Origin of the sequence: Vibrio sp. EJY3, from assembly GCF_000241385.1 — a bacterium.
Classification (GTDB): Bacteria; Pseudomonadota; Gammaproteobacteria; order Enterobacterales; family Vibrionaceae; genus Vibrio; species Vibrio natriegens.
The window spans coordinates 446,997-462,427 of sequence record NC_016614.1 but is presented as its reverse complement, the minus strand read 5'-3'; the positions used below and the strand labels follow the sequence as shown (position 1 = coordinate 462,427).

Below are 15,431 nucleotides of genomic sequence, written 5' to 3'. Positions count from 1 at the left end.
AATCCATTACAAGTGGTAAACATCAACTGCCTGATTGATGCAGTCGTTAGTCAGCACGATTTTTTTGAATGTGATCAGAGGGGTATCGGTGCTGATATCTAAGGTGTAAAAAGAAGTACCGTAGTATTCCTGTGTCTTCTTATAGCGATAAGACTTAGTCAGCCAGTTGAAACGCAGCTGCAACTCATTCCCTTGATGTGACAAGATCTCCAACCCGCTGATGAAGTGTTTAGTGCGTGGTTCTGGCAACGAGCTTGCACCAGAACGTTCCGTCTTCAATCGGTAAACTCGGTCTTCTAAACCATCTCGGTTCGGGTAGTAAATCAGTGATATTTCAGTCTGAGGATCCTCAGTCAACTGATCGTCGTCATCCCATGCTGGCATCCAGTAAGTCACATCTTTGTGATAACACTCTAGCCAGTTATCCCACTCTTTATCATCGAGGTAGCGGGCTTCACGGTTGATAAACTGTTCTATATCTTGGTAATTCAAGCTCATGCGTCAGCCTCCTTGTTAAGTACCGGAATGATTTGGTCAGATTCAGCTTCAATTGCCCTTAGCATTTCGTCCTGCCAGTGGCGGTGGTGATTAACATACAAGCCTTCATCTTCCGGCTTAGTCCCGCTCATCAGAGGCTGCATATCTAACTGGTTAGCATGGTCATCAGGCCCATTCATCCAATGAGAGGCACCACGGCTCATGTCATTCCAACGTGCTCCTCTTGCCTCATATCCGTCCTGGCATGCGCGGAATTCTTCCAGATCATCCGGGGTCCCCATGCCAGATACATTGAAGAAATCTTCGTACTGGCGGATACGCTTGGCACGTAATTCTGCTGGTTCATTCTTTGGTGCGAAGGCATAAATAGTGACTTCAGTTTTGTTCACATCAATAGGACGACTCACCCGGATTTGGGTAGAGAACTGATCCATCAGGTAAACATTCGGATATAGACAGAGGTTTTTGGTAGTGCGGACGATAGAATCAGCTCTTGCCTCACCAAAGGTTTTTTCCAATCGCGCTAGTTGGCCGAAAACCGGACGAACTTCAGGGTTCAATAAGCGGGTCCAGAGCATCATGTGGCCGTTTTCAAATGAGTAGAAACCGCCTTCAGCTGACCAGCTTTTCGCATCTACTGCCTCAGTGCCGCCTTTTTCATAGTTTCTCTGACCCATGGTCGATAAGTAGTTCCAGTGCACTGAACTCACGTGGTAGCCATCAGCGCCATTCTCTGCCGTTAACTTCCAGTTGCCTTCGTAGGTGTAAGTTGAACTGCCGCGCAGTATTTCCAACCCATCTTCTGCCTGATCAACAATGTTATCGATGATTTTGGTCGTTTCACCCAGGTGCTCTTCTAACGGAAGGACATCGGCGCTCAAACTACCGAATAGAAATCCGCGATAGTTGCCGAACTTCGCCATCTGCTTCAAATCGTGGGAACCGTCAGTATTGAACTGCTCCGGATAACCACCCTTTTTCTGGTCTTTGGCCTTGAGAAGTTTTCCATCGTTGCGGAAAGTCCAGCCGTGAAACGGACAAGTAAAAGAAGCCTTGTTGCCGCGCTTCTTACGGCACAGAGTGGCTCCACGGTGGGAACAGGTGTTTAGGATGGCTTTTAATTCACCGTCTTTGGTGCGAGTGATGATAACAGGCTGTCTGCCGACAGTGACAGAGTAGTAGTCACCTGGATTTGGAATTTGGCTTTCGTGAGCAAGATAAACCCAGTTACCTTCAAAGATGTACTTCATCTCCAGATCAAACAATTCGCGGTCGGTAAAAATGCCACGGTCACACTGGTAACGTCCGGTGTCTGGATCGGCAACAACGGCGTTTCGTACGTTGTCTGCTAGTTGCTTAAGTTTGCTATTCATTATATTTATTCCTTTTGCATCCTTGGTTTCGGGTACAGGGGTGCGGTAACCACCTCCACATTGAGGTGGTTAGCACAGGGCAATAAGTAGGGAAAATTTGTTAAGCCTGTTGACCCTCAAGAGCGCGAAGGCGGGAGTGGCGAACTTGAAGCTCTGACTTTTCTGTACTGACCAGCTGGATATCAAATTCAACCTGAGTGAATGGACCTTCCAAGCCTAGTGCGTCAGCCTTAGCTGGATCTTCGATGCGTTGCGCTTCAACAACCAACTCTTCCAGGGTTGCAAAAGCGAAATCATCGTATGTGTATTCATCGCCAGCGAGGTTGATCTGAGTCGTTAGGTGCTTGTAACCCGGCTTAGAAATAAAGAAATGAATATGTGCAGGTCGGTTACCATGACGTCCTAACTGGTTAAGCAGTTGCTGAGTTGAGCCTTCAGGAGGGCAACCGTAACCTGCCGGAATAATTGAGCGAGCGGTGTAGCGGCCGTTTTCATCCGTTTCAATTCGGCGGCGTAGATTGTATTCACTTTGGGATTTATCAAAGTAAGAGTACGCTCCCATACTGTTTGCATGCCAAATATCGACTACCGCGTTGCGAATCGGGTTGCCTTCTTGATCCGTAACCTGTCCGGTTAGTAGCATCACTTCTGATTCTGTGTCGGTGCCATCATCCATGCGAGCAAAGCCTTCACTCTTCGGCGCACCTGCTACATATAGCGGGCCTTCAATCGTTCTTGGTGTTCCGCCGTAGAGGCCAGCTTGCTTATCCGCCTCGTCCAAACGAATATCTAAGTACTTGTCGATACCAAGACCCGGAGCTAACAAAGCTGCCTCGCCATTCGCACCAAGTTGGTTGATGTAATACACCGCTGTCCATAATTCATCCGGTGTAATATCCAGATCTTCTATAATCTGGTAAACATCGTGCATTAGGCGATGCAGGATGGTTTTAACCCTTTCATTACCGTCAGAGTTATTGAAACCCGCCACTTTTTCTAGTAGCTCCTGGACTTCCGGTGTGTGCATAGTCTTAACGTTCATGATTGCTTCTCCTTGCTTTATTTTCTTTTTTCTTCAGTGAGTTAACATTGCTTGATTAACTTATCGGTCATCTTCGTGAATGGACGAAGGGTGACGGCATAACGGGGAAACACTGATATCCATGTAGGGGAACAGTGGTAACTGGCTTATTAGGTCCTGCAGTTCAGCGTTATCTTTTACGTCAAAAATGCTGACGTTGGCGTAGCTGCCTGCCACGCGCCACAAGTGTCGCCACTTGCCAGATTGCTGAAGTTGTTGTGCGTAAGCCTTCTCTTTTGCTTTGATTTCAGCGACCGTATCTTCCGGCAGCGAGTGTGGAATTTTCACGATCATTTCTACTTTGAATAACATGAGGGGTTCTCCGTAAAATTAGCTTCGGCGGTAATAGGCAAATTTATCTTCGTCAATCTCGATACCGAGGCCCGGGCCTGTCGGTAAATCGACGCCGTTATGATGGAAGTTGAGTGGATTCGTCACGATGTCATCCTTCATCAGTAACGGGCCAAACATCTCCGTTCCCCAATGCAAGGTTTCTAGTGTTGACCAAGCGTGCAAGGAAGCAGCTGTGCCAATCGTGCCTTCTAGAAGTGTGCCACCGTATAATCCGATGCCTGCAGCTTGAGCAACATGTGCTTGTTGTAGGGCTTGGATTGGGCCACCGGCTTTCGCGATTTTTAAAGCAACTGCACCTGCGAATCCGCCTTTCGCTAGGTGATACATATCCTTAGCGTCTGCGACTGATTCATCGGCTAGAATCGGTAGGGAAAATTTCTGAGACAAGCGAACCAAAGCATCAAAGTCTTTCATTGGTGTTGGCTGTTCGACCAAATCAACACCCGCTTCAGTGAATTTCGCCATAGCAATAGCTGCGCTGGATTCATCCCAAGCCTGATTGACATCGACACGAATACTCGCCGAATCGCCCACGGCCTGTTTAATAGCAATGACGTGGTTAACATCATCTTTTAATGCTCCAGAACCAATTTTGAGTTTGAAATCACAATGGCGCTGAGCGTCTATTAAACTCAGTGCTTCATCGATATCTTGGTTGGTATTACCACTGGCTAGCGTCCATAGAACCGGGAGATGTTGATGGACTGCCCCGCCAAGTAATTCAGATACCGAGAGGTTTAAGCGCTTCCCTTGTAAATCCAACAAAGCGGTTTCTATCGCCGACTTCGCCAGGTTGTTACCCCGGATGGCAGAATTGAGCCTTACCTTTAAGGTATTGATGTTGTGAGACGGCTGCCCGATGAAGTGAGGTGCAAAGTAAGTATCAATGGTCAGTTTGACACTCTCAGGGCTTTCAGGGCCATAAGCTAAGCCGCCAATGGTAGTCGCTTCGCCGATCCCCTCGAATCCGTCAGAATCTTTAATCCGCACAATCACCATCGTTTGTACGCCCATGGTTGTAACGGAAAGCTTGTGCGGACGTATTGTTGGGATATCAATCAGACTCGCCTCAATGGAATGAATGGTTGCTGACATATAGGCTCCAAGTAACTTTGTTAAACAATATGTAAATGAGATGTGAATCATTTGTTTGGTGAAGGTTATGTGTAATAGTGAGCTGATACAAATATCAAATAAGTAGTGAGCAATACCCAGGAGGTATGATGGAGTTAAGACACCTGCGATACTTTGTCGCTGTCGCTGAGGAAGGAAATCTCACCAGAGCCGCAGAAAAGCTATGTATTGCCCAACCGCCGCTAACTAGGCAGATAAAGCAACTTGAGGAAATAGTTGGTGTTCAGTTGTTTATTCGTAAGCCCCGGGGATTAGAGTTGACGGATGGCGGCGCGTACTTTTTAGTTCATGCGAAACAAATTCTCGACAAAGTGATGGTGACGATTGAAGGAACGCAGCAGATAACGAAAAAACGCAAAACATTATTTTCTATCGGCTTTGTTCCTTCGGTGTTTTACGGCCAGCTACCACTAATGGTAAGACGGCTAAGGAAAAACAAAAATTTAGAAATCGTGTTACATGAATTAACAACTCGTGACCAAATTGAAGCGTTGAAAACAGGAAAAATTGATATCGGCTTTGGCCGAGTCCATATCGATGACCCTGAAATCGAACAGGAACTGCTGTTTGAGGAACCGTTAATAGCTGCAATTCCGAGTGGCCATGAGTTAGGGAAAAGTAACCCTTCCTTACAAGAATTGGCCGAAATTCCAATGATCACGTTTCCCACTGGTCCCGGCGCACAATTTGCTCATTTTACTCAGGGACTATTTTATAACCGTGGTTTAAGAAGCAATGTCAGCCAACAAGTCAATGACTTACAAACCGCACTTTCCTTGGTTGCTTCAGAGATGGGATTTACATTGGTTCCGGAACAGGTACGTAAACTAAACCGAGAAGGTATTGAGTACGTCCGGCTCCAAGATACCAGTATCAAAACACAAGTCATTGCCTCTCGCCGAAGAGGAGAAAACATCAACGCGGTAATGCGACTAGTGAACACAATCTTGGAAGAGCTAGTTGAAAACCGCAGAACGGGCCGATACTCCTAACCCTTAAATGGGTTAGGTACCTTTTGCCCGATTCATCAAACGATTATGTGGCTTAAATGCCACTTTCTACACACTTCACCTCACAAATACTTCTGTTTTGAAACCACTCGATACCCCCGATTTTTCTCGGTTGCATTTACTTGCCTAACGTTCGATATACGCACAAATAAAACAATATTCGAACTTTTTTATTCTTTTTACTTGACGATGGCTGATATTTTGAGCAAACATTATGTACGAATAGAGAATATTAGTTCGAATAACGCACAATAACGTGAAGCACATAATCAGTAAGGAGACATTGTTATGGCTGAGTTCCTTCCTCTCAAAGAAGCGATAAGCAAGCATATTTTCCACGGCGACACCGTCGCGATGGAAGGTTTTACCCACCTCATCCCGTTCGCAGCTGGGCATGAAATCATCCGTCAGGAAAAAAGGGATTTAACGTTAATTCGTATGACGCCTGATTTGGTCTATGACCAGTTAATTGGCGCAGGATGTGTGAAAAAGTTGATCTTTTCTTGGGGAGGAAACCCTGGAGTAGGATCTTTGCACCGACTACGAGACGCTGTAGAAAAAGGCTGGCCACATCAATTGGAACTCTTTGAGCATAGCCATGCGGCAATGGCATGCGCTTATGAAGCTGGTGCAGCTGGATTGCCTCTCGCAGTATTCCGTGGCTACGTAGGAAGTGACCTGCCAAAAGTGAATGAACAGATCAAATTCATTACCTGCCCTTTTAGCAACGAACAGTTGGCTGCCGTGCCTTCTATTAGACCAGACGTCACAGTCATTCACGCTCAAAAAGCCGATAAAAAAGGCAATGTACTGATCGAAGGCATACTCGGTGTGCAAAAAGAAGCCGTTCTAGCAGCCAAGCGTAGCATTGTCACAGTCGAAGAAATTGTTGATGACCTCGATGCTTCAGTTAACGCTTGCGTTCTCCCTTCTTGGGCAATCACGGCTATTTCACACGTTCCTTTAGGTGCGAAGCCTTCCTATGCCTTGGGCTACTATGAACGCGACAACAGCTTCTACAAACAATGGGATGGCATATCACGCGACCGCACAAGCTTCCAAGCTTGGTTACAGGAAAACATTTTCGAACAGGGAGAAGCATAATGAGTTTTGAATACACGTCTTCAGAGATGATGAGCATCACCGCAGCTCGTGCACTAACGGATAACATGACTTGTTTTGTCGGCATCGGCCTGCCAAGTGAAGCCGCGAATCTTGCCCGACTGACTCATGCGCCGAATATTACCCTTATTTATGAATCGGGGACGTTGCAGACCAAGCCAAACGTTTTGCCATTGTCGATAGGTGACGGTGAATTGTGTCACTCGGCATTGAGCACCGTATCTGTTCCTGAAATGTTTCGTTATTGGTTACAAGGTGGTCATGTCAGCGTAGGATTTTTAGGTACGGCACAAATCGATCGTTTTGCAAACCTGAATACGACTCTGGTTGGTGATTACCGCGAACCAAAAGTGCGTTTACCAGGCGGTGGTGGTGCCCCAGAAATTGCCACCAATGCAAAAGAAGTCTTTATCACAGTGAAGCATTCAAAACGTACCTTTGTAAAAGATGTTGATTTCATCACCACTGTAGGCTTCGGTCGCGATGGAAAGGCAAGAGACAACGTCCCTAATCTCGGCAAAGGCCCGACGGTTGTCATCACAGACTTATGTATCCTTCGCCCTGACCCTGCAATCAAGGAATTGATAGTAGTGTCGCTGCACCCTGGAGTGACTCAAGAAGATGTCATAGAAGCGACTGGCTGGGAAATTCAGTTTTCCGATAACCTAGAAACGACACCAGCGCCAAGTAGCTTAGAACTAAAAGTATTACGTGAATTAAAAGAAAGAACTCAGCGCCAACATGCCAACCAAGAGTGAGTACCGCTATGACTAATGTTTACCTTTGTAACCCTCGACGTTCAGCTATCGGTCGCTTCGGTGGTGCCCTTGCAAGTGTTCGCCCAGATGATCTTGCAGCCCAAATTTTTAAAGCTGTCTTAGAACAAGCACCCAATATGGATCCTGCAGCAATTGACGAAGTCATCATGGGTTCGGCCAACCAAGCAGGCGAAGACAATCGAAATGTCGCACGTATGTCAGCTCTGCTTGCAGGCTTACCGACATCCGTTCCAGGTACCACGATTAATCGCTTATGTGGCTCAGGGATGGATGCAGTCGGAACGGCTTTCCGGGCTATCAAAGCGGGAGAAATGGATTTGGTACTGGCTGGTGGTGTGGAATCGATGTCACGTGCGCCTTATGTGATGGGTAAAGCCGACAGCGCATTCACCCGAACCCAACAAATTGAAGACACAACGATTGGCTGGCGCTTCGTTAACCCATTAATGAAACAATTATACGGTGTCGACTCCATGCCAGAGACAGCGGAAAATGTTGCTGAAACCTATCATGTTTCACGTGAAGATCAGGATCTTTTTGCTTTTCGATCACAGAAAAAAGCGCAACAAGCTATTGCGGACCAAATTTTTGCACAAGAAATCGTCCCGATTGAAATTCAGCGCAAACGCCAAGAACCGTTAATATTCGATACCGATGAACACCCACGACCAAGCACGTTGGAAAAGCTCACCTCCCTGCCAACCCCATTCCGCAACGGTGGAAGTGTTACAGCAGGCAATGCCTCGGGTGTAAATGATGGTGCAGCGGCCATGCTCGTTGCCAGTGAGGACGCGGTCAGTCAACACAGCCTAACGCCAGTAGCCAAAATATTGGGTATGGCAACAGCAGGCGTGGAGCCTCGAGTAATGGGTATTGGCCCTGTGCCAGCGGTGAAAAAACTGCTGGAGAAACACAGAATAAGCATTCAAGATATCGATGTTATCGAGCTTAATGAAGCGTTTGCAGCGCAAGGGCTCGCGGTGTTAAGGGAATTAGGAATCGAAGACGATGATCCTCGCGTCAATCCCAATGGTGGCGCTATTGCATTAGGACATCCTTTAGGTATGTCAGGTGCCCGTTTACTGATGACAGCCGCACACCAATTACAACGAACGGGTGGACGTTATGCCCTATGTACGATGTGCGTTGGAGTTGGACAAGGTATCGCGACACTTATCGAACGAGCTTAAACAAGGAGATCGCATGGGTTTTATGAGCTATCAAGGTCGCGCTATCTGCTACCATAGCCATGGAGAAGAAGGGAAACCGCTGTTGATATTGGCGCACCCTCTTGGAATGAATCAAAGCGTCTGGGACGGAGTTCTTCCCTACCTCATCCAGAACTTTAAAGTCGTGACCTGGGATCTTCCCGGTCATGGAAAAAGTGAGGCGTTGGCAGTAGATGCTACAGAAATCATGCCTGATGACTTGGCAGGAGAACTGCTCGCGCTCGCCGACCAAGTCGGAGAAGAGCGTTTTCATTTTGTGGGTACATCCATTGGTGGAGTTATTGGACAGCAACTGCTGATCAACCATAGTGAGAGAGTAATTTCTGCCGTGCTAACCAACACAGGCGCGGTGATTGGTACACCGGAAAACTGGCAGGCCCGCTCCATAGATGTACGCGACAAAGGGCTAGGCTTGATGGCGGAACAAATAGTACCGCGCTGGTTTGGCCAACTGGCTTGTCAACAACAACCAGATCTGATTGAGGTCTGGAAACATCAACTCACTGAGTGCGATAACCGCAGTTATGCGCTGCTATGTGAAATGCTTGGAAAAACCGATTTTCGTCAGAAATCGTTGAACAAAGCTGTGCATTTAGTCTTGGTTGGAGGCGCTGATGATGTCGCGACTCCTCCTCAGGTACTTCAGCAACTGGCAGACCTGAGTGAAGCAAATGCACCTATTATTCTCGATGAGATCGGTCACGTCCCATCGGTAGAAAATCCTGCATTGTTTAGCAAAATACTCCTATCGAACATGTGTTGATTTGAAATATTCAGGCACGCCACGATCATGGCGAGGCCTGATTTTTTCATTGATACGACAACCATTCTTCCTTCTTTACAGACATTGATTGTCTTTTTCTATAGTGCGATAATCGCACAATTATTCGGTTTTGGATCTATTACGATGGAACATAGCACTTCTGATAAAGATTTTCTGACTACGTTTGCTAAAGGACTCAATGTAATCCGTTCATTCGAGCCTAATTCGATGAGTATGACCCTCACAGAGGTCGCCAAAAAAAACGATCTATCCAGAGCATCAGCAAGACGCTTCTTACTGACCATGCTAAAACTTGGCTACGTTGAAACCGACGGCAATCGATTCTCCCTGACAGCAAAGGTTCTTGAACTTGGGTACTCCTACCTGTCGACATTGGATGTCGGAGGCACAGTCTCTACCCAATTAGAATTGGTCACTCAACAGCTTGGTGAGTCTAGCTCGGCAGCTGTACTCGAGGGAGAAAATATCGTTTATATCGCCCGAATCCCCGTCCGTCCTCTGATGGCTTTTAACTTACAGATCGGTGCCAGACTTCCGGCGTATGCAACGTCGATGGGACGAGTTCTGCTTTCTGCACTTCCAGAAGAAGAGTTAGATCATCTGTTAGCGCAATCCAATCTTATCCAGTTGACACCAAACACGCTGACATCGCCTAGTGAAATAAAGGCAGAGATTGCCAAGGTACGCGTACAAGGGTATGCCATCAATGACCAGGAACTAGAGCTGGGACTACGTTCCGTGGCAGTTCCCGTATTCAACCGCAACGGAAAGCTTCGATTAACCCTGAATGTAAGCTGTCACTCCAGTAAGACCACCGTAGATAGGATGATCAGTGAGTTTGTTCCTGTGCTACAAAACACTGCAGAGCGAATTTCGATGTCCCTGCCATAGCTCCGCAGAGCAAGCTTAGCCACCAACCCACAGTCACAAATATAACAAAGTAGCACCAAATCCTAGTATTACACTTGACGTAAACGTTGAATATCTTTCTGAGGAGGCAGCCCAAACAATCGACTGTATTCGCGACTGAACTGCGAAGCACTCTCATAGCCTACAAAACCACTAGCTTGGCTTGCATCTAAACCGTTTAATAACATTTGGTCTCTAGCTTCTTGCAAGCGTAAGTTTTTCAAATATTGAAGAGGGCTTGTTCCTGTTAAAGCCTTAAAGTGTTGTCGAAACGAAGAAGCACTCATATGTGCTCGTTGAGCTAGCTCGTTAATTTCCATACTATTCGTTAAATTTGTCTTCATCCAAGTGACTACATTTAGTATTTGCGAACTAGGCGTACCCGCTGAAGCTAAGTGTCGCAGGTGTGTACCATGAGGCCCTAACAAAAGACGTGTTAGTATTTCCTTCTTAATCAGGGGAGTTAAGCTATCAAGATAAATGGGTTCTTTCTGCAAATCTATAAGACGAGTCATTGCATTGCTAAGTCCCGTGTCAATATCATGGATTGATATTGATTTATACTTCACATCACGTGAAGGCTTATCAAGATCAAGTTCAACACAGGTCTGCATGATCAGTTCATAATCGAGTTTTAGTACAACAGCAACAAATGGATTATATCTGGTTGCTTCAGTTACATGTGAAACGACAGGTAAATCAAACATTGTTAACATTGATTGTCCTGCAACACATGGTAACACATCTTTTTCAATCGCTAATTGTTTCGCCCCTTGTAAGATCATGGACAAGCTCAAAGTGTAAATGCAGTGCAAAGGTGTCGTTGGGTTGTTTCTGATATGCACTGTTAAACCTTGGATACTCGTGTTGTGATCGCCTTCGGTTTTTCCGTAAGCGAACGCTTTGTCAGCCAAGCTTTGGATATTGTCATTACCGCGAGTCGTTAGCATAACCTTTCCCTATACCATCACTGTTTCTGATCAAAAATCTTAAGCATTTGCTCAGTAGAAATCTGGCTACCCATCCTTCCACGCTTAACATATTGATGAGAGAAACTCACTGCACCGTTAGATCGAACCAACGCCTCAAATTCATCAATGAAATGCTGCTCGAACTTGCTGTTGAAAGTATTAAACAACACGACATGTTTATTGGTGAAATCGTTATCTGATGCAAATTGCCAAATAGGTGGTGCCGGACTGTATAACCAAATAGGTGAGCCTAAATAGACAGTATCATACGATGAAAGGTCGATACGCGTAGGCATAATATCTGCCACGTTGCTCCGCGCGTCCTTTAATGCACTGATCAATCCAGGGACGCCAAGCTCATAGTTGTTCGCAGTGATTTCATAAATATTAGCGTTAGTTTTATTTGCAATATGGTTGGCAAGGATTCCAGTGTTGCCAGACCGGGAAAACACCACAACCGCTGTTGTAGCCTGTTTATCCCTAGCTGTTGCCCGACGCTCTTGTAGTTGCTGGTTTGCAGAATGTTGTGCATTTTCGACACGAGTGACCACGAACGCAACCACAAATACCACTACTACAGCTATTAACAGTACAATGCCTATCCATCGGATCATAGTCACTCACCTATATACTTAAACAGAGATAACTTTCTGAAAGAGAATGATTAAAACAAAAACAGAAGCGCTCACCTGTTGTGGAAAAACGCTTCTTAATTTCAATTTACTTGAGATGTGTAGCAAGGAAAGGAGCAACCTTTTCCATTGCCATTCCGACAGCTTCTGGATGGTCGTACAGCTCGTAGTGTGACCAGTTTTCCAAATCCACTAGTTGGCGATCTTTCGATGCAACCGCTCGACCAAAGATTTCCTGTCCATCTCGAAATGCACCGAATGCACCGACTTTTTGACCAACAACAGCCATCATTGGTTGAGTCATCAACGATTCCGCAAAGGCAAACGCATCCCAACTCAAAGTTTTTTGTGCGTGAGAGAACAACATACGTGTTGCCCCACCCTCAGACTGCCCACGTGGCGTTTTGTAATAATCCGTCGCTTCGAATACGTCACGTTCTGTTAGTCCGTTCTCTTTCGCAAACTCAGGACTTGGAGGAAGAAGTTCATTGACTTGCAACTCTGCGCCGCGAGCTTCGGCCGTACGCTGAGCGGCCATCGCTTCAAGCGCACCAATTGGGTTATACAAGCTGAATCCTTCGCGGAACAAGCGCCCTACGTTCACCGGTGTTATACCAACAACCGCTTTCAAGCGTTTTTCAGTCAGCGCTGAGCTTAAGATGTAGCCACCTCCACCACAGATACCAAGGCCACCAATGCGCTCATCGTCGACATAAGGTAAGGTTACTGCATAATCGATGACACGACTGATATCTTCAACACGTTGGCTTGGATCTTCAACATAGCGAGGAAGTCCGCCAGACTCTCCCTGGAAACTCGCATCAAAAGCGATCACTACGTAACCTAATTCAGCCAACGCTTTGCCATATACCGCACTGGATGTTTGCTCTTTACAGCTACCAAAAGGGTGGACACTGATCATCGTTGGGTAACGTTTTGATTCATCGAACCCTTCAGGTAACAGAATTAACGCTGACATATCCCACGCCATATCGGCATTTTTAAAGGTGATTTTTTTAGTATTCATAATCATCAATTTCCATTTAATCTAAACATAGGCTCAAGCTAGTTGAGCCTAATATCGAGAATTAACTTAGATTTGTTTACAGTGTGCGTTGGAAGAAAGGCGCTAACACACCGATAGCTTCCGCAATTGGAGATTCACCATCATAAAGATCCATGTGATTTGCCCCGTTAACGACATGCATTTGTTTGTCAGCACTTGCTGCTCGCGCCATCAGGTCATCACTCATCCATTTACTACCCGCATCGCTGCCCACAACAGTTAAAAGTGGCTGCGTTAAAAATGCCTCCGCTTTGAAGAACGCATCGTAGGTAATGATTTGGGTCAAGCTGCGTGCTGTTGCAAAGCCTGGTGCGGTGCAATAAGCCGCGCGGTCAGTGTGGTAGTATTCCCACGCTTGACGCAGTTCTTCGTTTGGTGCGTCTTCTTCTTTCATTGGTGCCATTGGAATGGTCGCGATTTCTGCACCACTTGCATCTGATGTTCTGGCACCTGAACCGGCTTCGATATAAGGAAGCGCATCACTATCCTTAACATTGTTATCCCAACCATTGCGGAACATCTGACCAATGTTCACCATGCTCACCGTACCAACCGCTTTGATTCGACGGTCGTTTATCGCTGCATTCGCTGTGTAACCAGCACCAGCACAAATACCCATCGCACCAATACGATCGTTGTCGACGTAATCCAGTGTGGTTAGGTAATCGATCACAGCGCTTACATCTTCAGTTCGGACGTGTGGATTTTCTAGTTGACGAGGCTCACCAGTACTTTCACCTTGATAAGAGGCATCGTAGGCGATAGCTATAAAACCGTGTTCAGCCAGTTTTTTAGCGTAGGTACCAGCGGTCTGTTCTTTAACACCGCCGCCCGGATGAGAAACCACAACCGCTGGATAGCGTTGACTCTTGTCGAAGTCAGCAGGAAAGTTAATCAAACCGGCTAGCGTAATATCCAGGCCATTGGTGTTTGGGAAGTTGACTTTGTTCATGTGCATTGCTCCTAACTAGAGTTCATTGTTATCAAGAGAAGCTGGGTATCCAGCGGTTGTCTGTGCTCTTGACTTACGAATGAGTATAGGAAGCAACGCAATTGATTGTTTGCACAAAACGAGACGATGATTGCCTAAAATGACAAAACATCATTAGCACTCACATCAAACCTTAAACAACTCCGACTTAACCTAATGAAAATTAAGATAAAAAACTTACCATCATGAAGATTTAACATTGTTTATTTTGCTATTACATTGATAGTTACACTGTTTCTTTGTGTCTGTAGTGCCAATCTAAAAGTGCAAGACAGGTTAGTACCAACCCAACAATAAAAATGACAGCATATGGTGGCAACCACAGAATCAAAAAACCAGATAACCCAGTAGTAACCCCACCAACCCAATGCAAGAGTGACTTTATGTTCAACATGGTTTTTAAAAACAATCCTTGCATCATCAGAAAGACTCCAGGCGCTAGTGAAATCATAAGCCCTGTTGATAAAGAAGCATGCTCGATTGGATGATGGATGGTTTTTTCGTTACCTACCGCCAAAACAATGAGACTCGCGACCATAACCATTAAAGCGTTCATCGCATAGTGGCTTATCCCAACCGGATTTATTGTGACTTTGGCGTACTCTTCTGTATGTTTTTGTATCGACCCAAAGGCTAACGCCCATAAAGACATTGTGATCATCAACGCTGAACTTCCTGTAAAGAGAGTCATGAAATCAGTCGGATGCTCCGCGATAGATGTTCCAGCCATCAAGATGGTTTCACCAAGAGCAATGATCACAAACAAATTGTATCTTTCCAGCATATGCTCCGCATCAAAAGGAAGTTGTTCAAAATTGATACGATGCCCTGGAATAGGGTGAGCAAGATAGGAACCAATTAGGTCAACAAGGACAGCCGCCCCCCACCAAAGCAATCGCGTCTCTGGTTCTGTTAAAGCACCTATAATCCATAGTGGCGACACTAATACCAACCAAATCAAAACCGCCTTAAAGTGTTGCTTGTATTCTGTTGTGGGTGAATTGTTGATAGTCCAAATTGTTCGGCCAACCTGAATAACAAGCATTGGTATCACAAAGCTCCAGGCCGAATCACTAAACGCTGCCCCTATGGAAGCATTCATCATCAATCCCAGCAGTGTCACAACCAGCAACATAATAGTACTGGTTCCGCGATGTACTGGGATCATCGTTGCTGCCCAACTGGTGTATGACCAGACTGAAAGCACACCTATTAGTAGCGTTGCAGTTTCAGCTGCACCTCTCCAAGTTAAATGCTCTGCGAGATGGTGTGATAATTGAATTAGTGCGAAAACAAAAATCAGATCAAAAAATAACTCCAATGGCGCGACTTCATATTCTTCTTTTTTTTGCATTGATGAGTACCTAAATAATATGCGGCATTACTTTAGTCTCTTAGGGTATCGATACAGTTTTTCCCTAAGTTTCTAAGGGTTTCACGTAATTGGGTGAATTTAAAGGATAGGTGTTACCTCGGCCATTTTCCAAGGCATCAGATT

16 protein-coding genes are annotated in these 15,431 nt (G+C 45.8%); 6 read left to right on the top strand and 10 right to left on the bottom strand.

The window, feature by feature from the left end; genetic code table 11:
* Positions 1-6 precede the first annotated feature (6 nt).
* From benB to VEJY3_RS18020, 5 genes are all read right to left on the bottom strand, one after another.
* The gene (gene benB, locus VEJY3_RS18040; RefSeq protein ID WP_014233848.1) at positions 7-498 is read right to left on the bottom strand and encodes a benzoate 1,2-dioxygenase small subunit; all 492 of its coding nucleotides are present in this window, start codon (positions 496-498) and stop codon (positions 7-9) included.
* A complete protein-coding gene (locus tag VEJY3_RS18035) occupies positions 495-1,871 on the bottom strand; it encodes a Rieske 2Fe-2S domain-containing protein (RefSeq protein WP_014233847.1) in 1,377 nt (458 codons plus the stop codon). Before VEJY3_RS18035 ends, benB begins: the two co-directional genes overlap by 4 nt.
* 100 nt (positions 1,872-1,971) lie before the next feature.
* Positions 1,972-2,913 (bottom strand): catechol 1,2-dioxygenase, encoded by a 942-nt coding sequence (catA, locus tag VEJY3_RS18030; protein ID WP_014233846.1) that lies wholly within the window; start codon positions 2,911-2,913, stop codon positions 1,972-1,974.
* A gap of 60 nt (positions 2,914-2,973) precedes the next feature.
* The gene (gene catC / locus VEJY3_RS18025; RefSeq protein ID WP_014233845.1) at positions 2,974-3,264 is read right to left on the bottom strand and encodes a muconolactone Delta-isomerase; all 291 of its coding nucleotides are present in this window, start codon (positions 3,262-3,264) and stop codon (positions 2,974-2,976) included.
* Between the two features lie 18 nt (positions 3,265-3,282).
* Positions 3,283-4,401: a muconate/chloromuconate family cycloisomerase gene (locus tag VEJY3_RS18020; protein ID WP_014233844.1), complete on the bottom strand. Its 1,119-nt coding sequence runs from the start codon at positions 4,399-4,401 to the stop codon at positions 3,283-3,285.
* 128 nt (positions 4,402-4,529) lie between these two features.
* On the opposite strand from VEJY3_RS18020, the gene VEJY3_RS18015 reads away from it, so the two are divergent.
* From VEJY3_RS18015 to VEJY3_RS17990, 6 genes are all read left to right on the top strand, one after another.
* The gene (locus VEJY3_RS18015; protein WP_014233843.1) at positions 4,530-5,432 is read left to right on the top strand and encodes a LysR family transcriptional regulator; all 903 of its coding nucleotides are present in this window, start codon (positions 4,530-4,532) and stop codon (positions 5,430-5,432) included.
* A 306-nt stretch (positions 5,433-5,738) separates the two neighbouring features.
* Positions 5,739-6,554 carry a CoA transferase subunit A gene (locus VEJY3_RS18010; protein ID WP_014233842.1) on the top strand — a complete coding sequence of 272 codons (816 nt, stop codon included), beginning with the start codon at positions 5,739-5,741 and terminating at the stop codon, positions 6,552-6,554.
* The gene (locus VEJY3_RS18005; protein WP_014233841.1) at positions 6,554-7,330 is read left to right on the top strand and encodes a CoA-transferase subunit beta; all 777 of its coding nucleotides are present in this window, start codon (positions 6,554-6,556) and stop codon (positions 7,328-7,330) included. Before VEJY3_RS18010 ends, VEJY3_RS18005 begins: the two co-directional genes overlap by 1 nt.
* Positions 7,331-7,338: 8 nt before the next feature.
* A complete protein-coding gene (gene pcaF, locus VEJY3_RS18000) occupies positions 7,339-8,541 on the top strand; it encodes a 3-oxoadipyl-CoA thiolase (RefSeq protein WP_014233840.1) in 1,203 nt (400 codons plus the stop codon).
* 13 nt (positions 8,542-8,554) lie between these two features.
* Positions 8,555-9,343, top strand: a complete 789-nt coding sequence (locus tag VEJY3_RS17995; protein WP_014233839.1) for an alpha/beta fold hydrolase — start codon at positions 8,555-8,557, stop codon at positions 9,341-9,343.
* A 144-nt stretch (positions 9,344-9,487) separates the two neighbouring features.
* Positions 9,488-10,255, top strand: coding sequence for an IclR family transcriptional regulator C-terminal domain-containing protein (locus tag VEJY3_RS17990; RefSeq protein ID WP_041170465.1), 768 nt, complete (start codon positions 9,488-9,490; stop codon positions 10,253-10,255).
* Positions 10,256-10,323: 68 nt separating this feature from the next.
* Here VEJY3_RS17990 and VEJY3_RS17985 read toward each other — a convergent pair whose 3' ends face one another.
* The 5 genes from VEJY3_RS17985 to VEJY3_RS17965 all read right to left on the bottom strand — a co-directional run bounded on the left by VEJY3_RS17985 (position 10,324) and on the right by VEJY3_RS17965 (position 15,287).
* Positions 10,324-11,223, bottom strand: a complete 900-nt coding sequence (locus VEJY3_RS17985) for an AraC family transcriptional regulator (protein ID WP_014233837.1) — start codon at positions 11,221-11,223, stop codon at positions 10,324-10,326.
* 17 nt (positions 11,224-11,240) lie between these two features.
* Positions 11,241-11,858, bottom strand: coding sequence for a flavodoxin (locus VEJY3_RS17980; protein WP_014233836.1), 618 nt, complete (start codon positions 11,856-11,858; stop codon positions 11,241-11,243).
* Positions 11,859-11,964: 106 nt separating this feature from the next.
* The gene (locus tag VEJY3_RS17975) at positions 11,965-12,903 is read right to left on the bottom strand and encodes an alpha/beta hydrolase (protein ID WP_014233835.1); all 939 of its coding nucleotides are present in this window, start codon (positions 12,901-12,903) and stop codon (positions 11,965-11,967) included.
* 76 nt (positions 12,904-12,979) lie between these two features.
* Positions 12,980-13,894: an alpha/beta hydrolase gene (locus tag VEJY3_RS17970; protein ID WP_014233834.1), complete on the bottom strand. Its 915-nt coding sequence runs from the start codon at positions 13,892-13,894 to the stop codon at positions 12,980-12,982.
* 265 nt (positions 13,895-14,159) lie between these two features.
* Positions 14,160-15,287 carry a low temperature requirement protein A gene (locus VEJY3_RS17965; RefSeq protein WP_014233833.1) on the bottom strand — a complete coding sequence of 376 codons (1,128 nt, stop codon included), beginning with the start codon at positions 15,285-15,287 and terminating at the stop codon, positions 14,160-14,162.
* Positions 15,288-15,431: the final 144 nt, after the last annotated feature.